The organism is Mixta mediterraneensis (genome assembly GCF_030283135.1).
Classification (GTDB): domain Bacteria; phylum Pseudomonadota; class Gammaproteobacteria; order Enterobacterales; family Enterobacteriaceae; genus Pantoea; species Pantoea mediterraneensis.
Genome location: NZ_JASUAZ010000023.1, coordinates 46,409 through 57,631, shown reverse-complemented (window position 1 = coordinate 57,631; position 11,223 = coordinate 46,409). Strand labels below are relative to the sequence as shown.

Below are 11,223 nucleotides of genomic sequence, written 5' to 3'. Positions count from 1 at the left end.
ACGCCAGGGGAAAATGTGCTGCGGGCGTACGCCAATGGCCACGTTACTTGATGGAAAACGGGTCTGGGCAGAAAAGAATCTGAACCAGATTTAATCTGACAGACACCTGTATAAATAACCGGTAACTGTCAGATCAGGTCTGAGCTAGTACAGCTTAGGGTTCAGTAATTTGCGTAACGTGCAGCTGCGTTTTCTCGCCTTTGCCCTGTACCTTTCCGCTGACGCGAACCTGATCGTCTGCCTGATAGGTTTTTCCTTTAAAGGCTTTTTCCGGTGCGATAATGGTGATATTGCCGGTACTGTCACGGAACAGATAATTATCGCCCTGCTCTTTTTTCACAATATAGCCTTCAAGCGTGACGTAACCGCCCGGCCGGAAATCGCGTATCTGATTAATATGCGTTTGTCCGGTATCTTCCGAACCTTTATAGCCCGCATCCTGCTTTGATTGCGGTTGCGGCGCTTCACCGCCTTCAAAGCCCCCCTTCTTCTCAGCGTAAACGCCGGTACTCAACATCACTAACAGCGTGGTTAAAATGATTTTCTTCATTACGCGCTCCTTTATTCAGAAGTATCCATTTCGCCTTAGCAGGATTAAGCCTGGCACAATAATCGGGACGCGGTTTATTTCGCCTTCTTTACTCTCACCTTTTTCGCTTTATGGCCGATAACCTTGTCACACCCTATTCATCACCTGCGCCGCTGCAGAGGCAATAATGGATAATTTTCAGAAAGAGATAGATGAGAGAGCGAACCTTGCGTTATCAAATAAATTTGAGCTACTGCTGTTTCGCTTAGGTTCCGATAAACAGAAAGGCCGGTCAGAACTGTTCGGCATTAATGTGTTTAAGCTGCGTGAGATTGTGCCGATGCCAGCCATAACCAAAGCGGCCGGCATGAAATCGCCGCTACTTGGCATGGCGAATATTCGCGATCAGTTTATTCCCGTTATTGATCTACCTGCGGTCGCGGGTTGCGTGCCGGAAACCGGCCTGAATCTGTTACTGGTAACGGAATATGCACGAAATACGCAGGCGTTTGCGGTGGAATCGGTGGAAAACATTGTGCGCCTCGACTGGAGCCAGGTGCATACCGCCGAGGCCGGTATTGGCGGGCGCAATATCACCAGCATTGCCTGCCTGGATAATGACAGGCAAAGCAATAATCTGGCAATGGTACTGGATGTTGAACAGATCCTGTATGACATCATTCCCTCAGTGCGCGGTGTCGAGCCAGAAGCGACCAGGCCGCGTGCGTTTAACTATCAGCCGGGCGCCGTGGCGATTGTGGCTGAGGACTCCAGGGTGGCGCGTCAGCTGCTGGAACAAGGTCTGAAAAGCATGGGCATTCCTGCCTTGATGTTCAATACCGGTTTAGAGGCATGGGAAAAGATTAAACAGATGAGCCAGGAGGCACAGACAGCGGGCGAATCGATCCATAACAAAATTGCGCTGGTGCTCACCGATCTCGAAATGCCAGAAATGGACGGTTTTACCCTGACGCGCAATATCAAGCGCGACGACATTCTCAAATCTGTTCCGGTGGTGATTCACTCTTCCCTGTCCGGCAGCGCCAATGAGGATCACGTGCGTAAAGTCGGCGCAGATGGTTACGTGGCCAAATTTGAGCTGAATGAACTCTCTGAGTTGATTTTTAACGTGCTGGAAGCGGCACGTTAACCGGCAGCCCTATGCTGGGCTGAATGCTGAGCTGTTGCTGAACCTCTGATTTAACTCGCTGTTATCCCCGCATGCAGGTCATCACTATCATGACGATCTGCTTTGTCACGACTTCACTCTCTGCTTCCCTTTGAATTTCATTAAAAAGTTAAAGTTAGCGTGGAAACTTCCGATAACTGCGTGCGCTGGATCACCATTTCACGTGTACACGCAGCCTCTTATGCAATGACAACGGTAAGCAGATTCGCGGTGAATATTAGCTATCGAAATAACGCTATTTTTATAAAAACGGGGAGAGAGATTTGTTCAGAATTAAAAATATGAAGGTGGGTTTCCGGCTCGCTGCCGCCTTCGGTATTGTGGTCGCACTGCTAATTGTGATTGGTGTGACATCCATAACCAAAATTAACAGTATTAAAAGCGGCATCTCTTCGATCGTTGATGATCGTTATGTGAAAGTGCGTCTGGCATTTGACGTACGCGATGGTGTTAATGATCAGATCAAATACCTGCGCGGCATAGTGATTGACACCAATCGTCCGGGCGCTAACGCTAAGCGCTATGGTCAGCTGGAAGAAGCCACGCAACGCACCAACACGGCAATGAAAAAAATTGCTGATATTCAGGTGACAGCAATCGGCAAGAAGAAGATTGCGGGCCTGCTTGCATCCGGCGAAGCCTTTGAAAAGGTGAAAAGTGAATTAATTGCCCTGGTGCAGGCCAATGATTTTGACGCAGCCAGCACCTACGCGCTAAAAACCATGACGCCGACACAGAATCAGTTTCTTGACGACGCCGTAAGATTCGCCAATTCACAAGATTCACAACTGCGTGCTGAAGGACAAGGAATCGTCGACGATGGCACCTCCGCCATTACCATTACGCTTATCTTCTCCGCGCTCGCCATTGTCGCTTCCATCCTGCTCGGTTATTTCCTCACACGCTCAATCGTGCGGCCACTAAATGCAGCCGTTAAGGTGGCAGAAAGCGTAGCAGCTGGCGACCTCCGCTCGAAAATTCAGGTAACGACGCGTGATGAAACAGGCATACTGATGCAGGCATTGCAGCGCATGAATGATAACCTGCTGTCTATCGTCACCGAGGTGCGCACAGGCTCTGACACTATCGCCGTAGCCTCTAACCAAATATCCAGTGGTAATCTCGATCTTTCATCACGTACCGAGCAGCAGGCCAGCTCGCTGGAAGAAACTGCCTCAGCGATGGATCAAATGACGGCCACGGTGAAACATAACGCCAGTAATGCACGTGAAGCTAACCAGCTGGTTGCCTCTACCTCAAGCGTGGCGCGTGAAGGCGGTGAAGTGATGGAACAGGTGATCGAAAAAATGGAGGCGATCGCGCTGTCATCGAAAAAGATTGTCGATATTATCAGCGTGATCGACTCCATTGCTTTCCAGACCAATATTCTGTCGCTTAACGCTGCCGTGGAAGCCGCTCGCGCTGGCGAGCAAGGACGCGGTTTTGCCGTGGTTGCGACCGAAGTACGTAATCTGGCACAGCGTTCCGCTTCCGCCGCTAAAGAGATCAAAGTACTGATTGAAGACTCAGTAGCGAAAGTTGATGAAGGCAACAAACTGGTGACCCATGCCGGATCGACGATTAGCGAAGTGGTTAACAGCGTGAAGAGCGTGGCGAATATTATGAGTGAAATCACTATCGCCAGCAGCGAGCAGAGTAGCGGCATCAGCGAGATTAATCTGGCGATTACCCAGATGGAAGCGGTGACGCAGCAAAACGCAGCGCTGGTGCAGGAAGCTTCCGCCGCGTCACAGGCTTTGCAGGATCAGGCTGAACGTATGGCGCAGGCGATGAGCGTGTTCAACGTCGGCCAGATGTCAGTGAATCCATCCAGCTACGCTTAAATACTTTCCCGGTGGGCAAACCTGCCGGGAGATTTAACGCTTTTTTAGCGTCTGTCTGGACGCTTGCTATCTGAGCAATGAATGCCGCAGGGTAGAACATCAACGCGCTGAAAACTAAAAAGGCCGCCCACTGGCAGCCTTTTAAATTATCGTTAATGCAACAACGCTATAAAGCTCACTTAGCCTTTATCAGAACGCGCGTGACGGGCTCTGATGTGCAGTCCTTGTCGTGTTGATTTGTACAACGACAGATTTGCAGAAAATGCATTTCGCTCCAAGCGGGTTGGCTCTCGTCACATCATAATGTGATGTGCGGTACTGTGAGCCATTACAGTGTGGACATTTAAAACGAGTAATTTTGTAATCCTTAGAGACCAACAACGTTCGCAGCAGACGGGCCTTTCGCGCCGTTTTCTACTGTAAACTCAACTTGCTGACCTTCATCCAGTGAACGGAAATCAGTACCCTGGATTGCAGAGAAATGGACGAATACGTCTTTGCTGCCATCCTGTGGAGAGATGAAACCGAAACCTTTCTCTGCGTTAAACCATTTTACGGTGCCGCGGATTTTGTTAGACATGTTTAATTCCTTAATATTTGAGCCTTCCGGCATAAATGGCCTGAGAACAGATTTTAATCAGAACGTAAGAGAAGACTCAAAAAGAAGGGATGTCTCACGACAAACTTAGAGATGAGAACTGCTTTGGATGCTTACTTTGATAGTGTCTGTTAATCAAACCGACGATGCATTAGCTCATATTCCGCGAAGTGATGCAAGCTCTTTCTCAGATTAAATGCATTAAGTAAGAAGAAACGCGGAAAGCTAAAAGGATTAACGCCGTTGATAACCCGATGATTTCATTTTTTCAGAATAAAAACGGAATAAAATCAGAAAATTATAATTAAACGATTTTCCTGATAAATCGCTAACACTCCCTTCCGTTAGATAAAAAATCGTGTCATCAGCACCTTTGCGTACTAAGCGGTGACAGTCTGCCAATAGCTATTTTATTTAAAGGGAAAATGCGGTTTTGAGTGGTGCCGGTAAGAGGAGTCGAACCTCCGACCTTCGCGTTACGAGTGCGCTGCTCTACCAACTGAGCTATACCGGCTTTGAGGTGGGATACTGCGGGGCTGTACGTTAGAAAAAATCAGAAAACGAGTCAAGGCTTGCCGGGATCGTATGCCGGTTTTATCAGCACTTACCGGACGCATTGTTTAAACCTTCATCAATATAAAATATAAAGCGCCTTTTCAGGTGTTATTACCGACTTTATCCATGCCTGACGATAGACACCCACTCCACAAACAAAAAAGGCGAGGCTATTGCCTCGCCCACAACGTGCCAGTCATCAATCGTAGTAAGCGACCTTGCGATCTACTCCGTTGATATTGACCAACACGAAACCCGTTGGCGTGGTTTTATTTGTCGGTGTCCCTGCGGTCGTCGCGAGCGTAAGCACACCTTTCTCATTGGCGCCTATTCCCGCCAACCCATTATGTAAGCCAAAACGTGCCGCCGGTTTCAGCGTTCCCATCTTGGTGGTGTCAGTGACAACTGACATATCGGACTGGAATAGCGAACACGAGCCGGTATCGAAGCGCGTCGGTCCGGTATTCTTCAGGTTAAACATGGTGTCGCCACTGTTGGCCTTCAGCTTCACCCACACTACCGCATAGGTGGTGCCGACGCGGCTATAGCGAATATCCTGTACCGCTGGCTGCCCCATGTGGCAGGCGTCTGCCCATACCGTTTCCAGCCGTTGCAAATTGATCCACGTTTTACCCGTCCCGGTCAGATTCACCGGCGAACCGGCAGTATCTGAAGGGGTTGTCGCGTCAGCTTTACCAATTAATTCGATCACCCACTGCTGGTTCGCGTTTGGGAAGAAGAGCTGTCCCAGACGATACCAGTTATCAGTAGCGGTATTATTAGTCACTTTATAACCACTAAAGTACCCTGCTCGCAGCGAACCGGTCAGATAACTGCCATAGTTTTCATCACGGCGATAGCCATATTCAAAGGTCGATAACCATTTACCCGCGACCAAATCATTACTGATTTTTGCACCGGATTGCAGATTAATATGGCGCATCAAAACACGCGCATTATTGAGGTTGAACGCAGAGCCACAATCCTCAATGTTTAAGGTATCCACTGTCCAGCCGCCATCTGATAAATCACCTGGGTTACGCGTATGCTCAATCCATACATTGCGCAGCACACCCTGGGTGACACGCGGCATATACAGCGTGGCATCGCCATAACCGGTCTGGAAGTTAGCGTTACACAACTCAATGGCGGTTGAGTGATCCCAGACGCCGTTCGGCGAGTTTGACCAGCCGACATCGAAAACACGCGAATAGGTGTTCAGCGTATAGATCTGATCGAATTTGCTGTCGAGCGTATCGAGAATTTTGATGACCGTGCCGCCGGTACTTTGTGCACGGAAACAGCTGATATTCACGGTTTCCCCTTCTATACAGGTGTTTTCGAAGAAGGGCTGTACGTTGCTGCACATCTCGGCGGTAATGGTGCCGGTATTGGTGGTTACGTCGGCGCTGGCCTGACCATTCCAGAGAATGCCTTTGATCGCGGTACGTCGCGCCTTTACTTTGAACACCGGGCTGGCACTTTTATCCGATATGATGGTGGTACGCGGCAGTGAACCCAGCTCCAGGTCATCCCCTAACAGGCCGAAGAAGGGGATCTCTGAGGCGCTGAGATCGACAGGTGAAATCAGAAATTTACCGCCAGGAAAACGGATCGGCAGATCTTTCACGTTAGTGTTGTAGCTTGTCGTCCAGGTCAACATACGGTTAAAAGCGTCGGTATCATTGGTCGTACCATCGCCTTTGGCACCAAAGTGCAGGATATTCACTTCCGTAGGATCGTTGATAATCCGCTTCCAGTAGAATCCGCTACCCACGGCAACAATACCGCCGTCATCCTTCAGGGTAGTGGTGCCGGTAAAACCGACAAAATCGCCGCCGCCCCGGAAACTGGAATCTTTATCGTAGTAACGTTTAAGACTCGCAATATCGCCGGATTTGGTGGGAGCCGTGGTACGTAGTTCTGCAAATGAGTTCACTTCGATCATGGTATCCTCCTCAGGATGGCTTTGATATATCGCTGTTTATCAGCGGATTACTTCGATTTGGCCGAGTGGCCGCACAGGGAATCCCACATGTCGTTGTGGGTATTAATGGCGCGCACGGTACGAATATCCATGTTCTGAGCATCGTTGCCGTGGGTGTAAATCGGGGAAAAAAATACGCAGGCAGAATCGGTGATCGCCACCGGTTTAGGGCTGGTTGTATTTCGACTGCTGCAACTTATCGCGAGCAGCAGCGTCATCAAGGTTACTGTTGTCAGCTTCCACACGTTTAGCCTCCTCGCGATTCTGCTGTTGTTGATGGGCAATATCCGCTGCGCGCCCGGCTTCTTTATGCGCGCTGTCGACATCGGCTTTAGCTTGCTGCTGCACCTTGCCGATCTTTTTGCCGCCAAAGTAACTAGCGCCTAATGCGGCGATAACGGCACCCAACGCCGCCAGCCAGTGCCAACCGCCACCCAGCAGCGTGGAAAGAAAAGTCATGATTTCCCCTCCTCTGCCTGCTGTTTCACATTCAGTAGATTTTTTTGCCGGACAAATTGGGCAATGACCCCCATCGCCACCATAAAAGCGCCGACCAGACCAAGGTAGTTGTGGGGCAAAATGGATTTAACGTCCTCTGGCAAGGTATTCCACGCCTCCAGCGCAGACGAAGGGAAGGATTGCACCCATGCACTGAGTATTGAACCGAGCGAAGCCAGCCAGACTGACCATGTTCTGAATAGCAGACGCGCATGAGAGACAAACTGAAGCGTGGTAAATCTTTGTAAAATCAATACGATGATGATCGCCGTCAGTACAGCGGTCAGGAAAAATAGCCATTTCATAGCAGCCCCCTGTATACGTCGTAAGTACCGGTACGCATCACTTCAGCATGGCGACGGGCGCGCCCTGGCGTTTGACGCGCCCACAGGCTGGTCAGCATGGCATTAGCCGCCTCCGGAAAGTTCTCCTCAGTAATAGCGCTGAGCATATTTTTAAACTGTCCGACTCCTTCCACGCCCAACTGATAAGCCATGCTCAGCAACACGTCTGTGCGCGCGTCATTGTACCTGGTTAAGGCATGGCTGATAGGCTCTCGCGCCTGCATCTCCTGGAGCTTGCTTTCCAGGATGCATTGCTTCCAGACATCGCCAACGCGACGCGGAACACGAAAAACATAGTTGCTGAGTGAGGCACCTTTTGGTCCGATGCGGATGCCACCCGCCACGGTGGGATAGCCGAGCGTGTCCAGATAAGGCGTATCAACGTAACCTTCTTCAAAATTCAGCATTGCAATAATCTGACTCATAAAAATTCCTCAATGACGGCACAGACAATTCAGGCTCTGTGGAAATAAATACATAACGCTCACTGATCAGTACCAGGCTAAGTGCAGTCATCGATATGGCTGAAGCTGCAACAGAACTGAAGAGTGAGCCGAAAAGTTGCATCCAGAAAAAACTGGAAAAATAACTGAAAAGCTGGCGTTAAAAAGACGCGCTTTTTGCTGCTCAGCTTACGGCGTAGAGATGGACATGTGGCAGGCAGCAATTATCGAAAGAAGAGGCTTCCTGGGTTTGTGAACGCGGCGCGGTGATTGCGCGCTCAACGCGCGGGGTAACCTGACGCTGACAGATTTGCTCGGCGCGCCGTAGGGGGAAAGTTTCAGGTTCGTAGTTCAGTGCCTGATCGATACTTTGCTTCAGACGGCTGAGAGGCTGGCGTCGCCGATGGCGACGAGTGCGTGCGTTGCCCGTAAAAACGCTTTTGCCATAGTGGATAATCGCCATAACTCCTCCTGTGAATGAGTCTTTGGCGATGGGGTGGCAGGCGCGAGCTTTCGGTATGCCGAACGGGCCCGAATGCCTTCTGTTAACGCTCACAGGCTTTCCGCCCGACTGATAACAGCCAGGTGGAGAGTAAGAGAAGGAAAACAGACGGCATCTGACGACGCTGCATTTTGCGCATCCACCCCATCCCAAAGTTCACTGACTTTTGGGTGGTATGATTCGCGCTTGTGCAGCGCCTCAATTGTTTAAGAGCAGCTCATCCCAGAGAAAACAGCTTCGTTCATCCATGCTCAAATTATTAACAGGTTCTTATGCTTTATCAAACACTGATAGTTAATTTTTTATTTACTATTGGTTAACTTTTTGAATTTATGCCGATTATTTTTTCGGCGACGTGAAAGACAGGCCCGTTTGACCACAAAGCTAACCCAGAATCTGATAGTGCCGTGCCTGGCTCATAATAACTTTCGCCAACACTTTCAGGTTTTCGACCTCATCGCAACTGAGATACCAGGTTTCATAGCGCTTATTATCTGAAATAACAGCAATTTTTCTGTGCTGGAGCTGAAGGCGCTTCAGGTAAAGCTGATCGTCAAGCGTAAAAATGTAGATACCATCACCATCAAAGACGCGCACGCTGATGTCCACAAACAGCTGATCGCGTGGAGCAAAGGTATCAGCCATGGAGTCATTATTAACCGCAATCAGACGAATGTTTTCAGCCGGTCGTCCGTTGAATAACACCCGCGCTTCATCCTGACCGTATTCAATTGCCTGAATGGTCTCGACGAATTCATCACGGGCTGGAATACCCGCCGCGGTTTTCTGGCCAATGTCGAGGCTGTCTACCCTGAATACATTTTTGTGACCCGCTAAAGCGTTTAACGACAACGGTACAGCGGATTTTTCCATTCCGAACTGTAACCACTCAACCCTGACTCCAAGCAGACGGCTGAGCGCCAGTAGATTGCCGTTATCCGGCACCGACTGCGCGTTAAACCACTTCCACACCCCCGGCGTGGATATTTTACAACCCTGCTGTTGTAACGCTCTGGCAACCTGTTTGTTTCGTCCATGTCCAACAATGCCAGCGCTTTCGCAAGCGGCGATAAGCCTGGCGGTGAAAGCTTGTCTCGTACTTTCTTTTTTAACCATTAGTTAATAATCAGCCATTGAAGAGGTACTGGATGTTATTTTCATTATTGCTACCAGTTCATTTTATATTACCGACCGTTTACCACCTAACCGGTTTATCAAGCATTTCTAATTATCATTATCCTCTTCACGTTTACGCGAGCCAAAAAATATTGTTTTACGGCTGTCACAGCCATGGCTTTCAGGAATGTTCCGCAAAGAATTGACTAAAATTCCCTCTACCTTTTAGCCTCAACGTCAGCACCTGGCAGAGAAAACATTCAGCTACCGCTAAAGCTCTACTATTAACTGGACCGAAATAAGCGACCTAAAAAAAACGGGAGCCTGAAAAGGCTCCCGTTTTTGAATAAAAGAGGAATTAAGCACGCAGCGTATCGTCGCCCCACGCAATCCATTTGTAGGTGGTCAACGCTTCTAAACCCATCGGTCCGCGTGCGTGTAATTTCTGCGTGCTGACCGCAACTTCAGCCCCAAGGCCAAACTGTCCGCCGTCAGTGAAGCGGGTGCTGGCATTAACATACACAGCCGCAGAATCCACCTGCTTAACGAAACGCGTGGCGTGTTGAGTACTGCGAGTCAGGATGGCATCAGAATGCTGCGTGCCATGGCGACGAATATGGTCGATTGCCTCATCCATATCCGCGACCAGTTTGACGTTCATATCAAGCGACAGCCATTCATCATCATAATGACCCGGCTGGATCAGCGTGACGCTGGCCGGGCCTTGCTGTAACCGGGCCAGTACATTCTCATCGGCATGCAGGAGGATATTTTCCTGCGCCATGCGCGCGCTCAGTGCCGGCAGAAAGCGCTCGGCGATGGCGCGATCAATCAGCAACGTTTCCAGTGAGTTACAGGCGCTGGGGCGCTGCTTTTTCGCATTGACAATTATCTCCAGCGCAGGCTCAATCTCCATCGTTTCATCAATGTAGATATGGCAAACGCCGATGCCGCCGGTAATGACCGGAATGGTTGAGTTTTCACGGCACAGCTTATGCAACCCCGCTCCGCCACGTGGAATCAGCATATCGACATAGCGATCAAGTTTCAGCAGCTGGTTCACCAGCTCACGATCGGGATTCTCAATTGCCTGGACCGCCGCCGTCGGCAAATTATGGTGCTGCAAGGCATTTTGAATCACGCGAACCGTTGCGGCATTAGTACGCCAGGTTTCTTTGCCACCCCGCAAAATTGCGGCATTACCGGTTTTCAAACACAGGCTGGCAACATCTACCGTCACGTTTGGGCGAGCTTCATAAATCACGCCCACCACGCCTAACGGAACGCGACGACGCTCAATGCGCAGGCCGCTGTCAAGCTGCCCGCCATCCATCAGTTGTCCAACCGGATCGGCCAACCGGCATACCTGACGTACATCGTTGGCCATTCCACTCAGGCGCTGCGGATTTAGCGTTAAGCGATCCAGCAACGCGGCGCTCATGCCATTCTGGCGTGCATCGGCGAGATCCTGCTCGTTCGCCGCCAGAATGTCGGCGCTTTCTGCTTCCAGACGATCGGCGATGCTCATCAAGACCTGATTTTTCTCAGCGGTCGACAGATCGGCCAACTTATATGCGGCGGCACGCGCCGCCTTACCCATTTCTTCAAGCATTGCCTG

Annotated in this window: 13 protein-coding genes and 1 tRNA gene; 2 read left to right on the top strand and 12 right to left on the bottom strand. The window is 50.1% G+C overall.

The features are described from left to right. Positions 1–154: 154 nt before the first annotated feature. Positions 155–550 carry a YgiW/YdeI family stress tolerance OB fold protein gene (locus tag QRY16_RS14150; RefSeq protein ID WP_193403660.1) on the bottom strand — a complete coding sequence of 132 codons (396 nt, stop codon included), beginning with the start codon at positions 548–550 and terminating at the stop codon, positions 155–157. A 166-nt stretch (positions 551–716) separates the two neighbouring features. On the opposite strand from QRY16_RS14150, the gene QRY16_RS14145 reads away from it, so the two are divergent. Next, positions 717–1,679 carry a chemotaxis protein gene (locus tag QRY16_RS14145; RefSeq protein ID WP_289777030.1) on the top strand — a complete coding sequence of 321 codons (963 nt, stop codon included), beginning with the start codon at positions 717–719 and terminating at the stop codon, positions 1,677–1,679. Between the two features lie 302 nt (positions 1,680–1,981). Then, on the top strand, positions 1,982–3,562 hold the full coding sequence (locus tag QRY16_RS14140) for a methyl-accepting chemotaxis protein (RefSeq protein ID WP_193403662.1): 1,581 nt from the start codon (positions 1,982–1,984) through the stop codon (positions 3,560–3,562). Between the two features lie 189 nt (positions 3,563–3,751). Here QRY16_RS14140 and ymcF read toward each other — a convergent pair whose 3' ends face one another. The 11 genes from ymcF to proA all read right to left on the bottom strand — a co-directional run bounded on the left by ymcF (position 3,752) and on the right by proA (position 11,217). Next, entirely contained in the window at positions 3,752–3,919 is a 168-nt protein-coding gene (gene ymcF, locus QRY16_RS14135) for a cold shock small protein YmcF (protein WP_419776134.1), read from the bottom strand. A gap of 10 nt (positions 3,920–3,929) precedes the next feature. After that, the gene (gene cspE / locus QRY16_RS14130; protein WP_193403663.1) at positions 3,930–4,142 is read right to left on the bottom strand and encodes a transcription antiterminator/RNA stability regulator CspE; all 213 of its coding nucleotides are present in this window, start codon (positions 4,140–4,142) and stop codon (positions 3,930–3,932) included. 456 nt (positions 4,143–4,598) lie between these two features. After that, positions 4,599–4,674: transfer RNA gene (locus QRY16_RS14125), tRNA-Thr, on the bottom strand. A 240-nt stretch (positions 4,675–4,914) separates the two neighbouring features. Then, the gene (locus tag QRY16_RS14120; RefSeq protein ID WP_289777028.1) at positions 4,915–6,663 is read right to left on the bottom strand and encodes a putative phage tail protein; all 1,749 of its coding nucleotides are present in this window, start codon (positions 6,661–6,663) and stop codon (positions 4,915–4,917) included. 47 nt (positions 6,664–6,710) lie between these two features. Continuing rightward, positions 6,711–6,863: a hypothetical protein gene (locus QRY16_RS14115; protein WP_193403665.1), complete on the bottom strand. Its 153-nt coding sequence runs from the start codon at positions 6,861–6,863 to the stop codon at positions 6,711–6,713. Positions 6,864–6,867: 4 nt separating this feature from the next. Continuing rightward, on the bottom strand, positions 6,868–7,161 hold the full coding sequence (locus QRY16_RS14110) for a hypothetical protein (protein ID WP_193403666.1): 294 nt from the start codon (positions 7,159–7,161) through the stop codon (positions 6,868–6,870). After that, complete coding sequence (locus tag QRY16_RS14105; RefSeq protein WP_193403667.1) at positions 7,158–7,505, bottom strand: DUF7940 domain-containing protein; 348 nt, start codon at positions 7,503–7,505, stop codon at positions 7,158–7,160. The genes QRY16_RS14110 and QRY16_RS14105 overlap by 4 nt, the downstream gene beginning before the upstream one ends. Further along, a complete protein-coding gene (locus QRY16_RS14100) occupies positions 7,502–7,969 on the bottom strand; it encodes a lysozyme family protein (RefSeq protein WP_289777027.1) in 468 nt (155 codons plus the stop codon). The genes QRY16_RS14105 and QRY16_RS14100 overlap by 4 nt, the downstream gene beginning before the upstream one ends. Positions 7,970–8,171: 202 nt before the next feature. After that, positions 8,172–8,450, bottom strand: a complete 279-nt coding sequence (locus QRY16_RS14095) for a transcriptional antitermination N peptide (protein ID WP_193403670.1) — start codon at positions 8,448–8,450, stop codon at positions 8,172–8,174. Between the two features lie 423 nt (positions 8,451–8,873). Further along, entirely contained in the window at positions 8,874–9,605 is a 732-nt protein-coding gene (locus QRY16_RS14090) for a S24 family peptidase (protein WP_289777026.1), read from the bottom strand. A 358-nt stretch (positions 9,606–9,963) separates the two neighbouring features. Further along, positions 9,964–11,217 (bottom strand): glutamate-5-semialdehyde dehydrogenase, encoded by a 1,254-nt coding sequence (gene proA / locus QRY16_RS14085; protein WP_289777025.1) that lies wholly within the window; start codon positions 11,215–11,217, stop codon positions 9,964–9,966. Positions 11,218–11,223: the final 6 nt, after the last annotated feature.

Excerpts from the sequence above, each read along its gene's own strand:
- QRY16_RS14150 (WP_193403660.1), bottom strand. The coding sequence starts at position 550 with ATGAAGAAAATCATTTTAACCACGCTGTTAGTGATGTTGAGTACCGGC.
- QRY16_RS14145 (WP_289777030.1), top strand. The coding sequence starts at position 717 with ATGGATAATTTTCAGAAAGAGATAGATGAGAGAGCGAACCTTGCGTTA.
- cspE (WP_193403663.1), bottom strand. The coding sequence starts at position 4,142 with ATGTCTAACAAAATCCGCGGCACCGTAAAATGGTTTAACGCAGAGAAA.
- QRY16_RS14120 (WP_289777028.1), bottom strand. The coding sequence starts at position 6,663 with ATGATCGAAGTGAACTCATTTGCAGAACTACGTACCACGGCTCCCACC.
- QRY16_RS14110 (WP_193403666.1), bottom strand. The coding sequence starts at position 7,161 with ATGACTTTTCTTTCCACGCTGCTGGGTGGCGGTTGGCACTGGCTGGCG.
- QRY16_RS14105 (WP_193403667.1), bottom strand. The coding sequence starts at position 7,505 with ATGAAATGGCTATTTTTCCTGACCGCTGTACTGACGGCGATCATCATC.
- QRY16_RS14100 (WP_289777027.1), bottom strand. The coding sequence starts at position 7,969 with ATGAGTCAGATTATTGCAATGCTGAATTTTGAAGAAGGTTACGTTGAT.
- QRY16_RS14095 (WP_193403670.1), bottom strand. The coding sequence starts at position 8,450 with ATGGCGATTATCCACTATGGCAAAAGCGTTTTTACGGGCAACGCACGC.
- QRY16_RS14090 (WP_289777026.1), bottom strand. The coding sequence starts at position 9,605 with ATGGTTAAAAAAGAAAGTACGAGACAAGCTTTCACCGCCAGGCTTATC.
- proA (WP_289777025.1), bottom strand. The coding sequence starts at position 11,217 with ATGCTTGAAGAAATGGGTAAGGCGGCGCGTGCCGCCGCATATAAGTTG.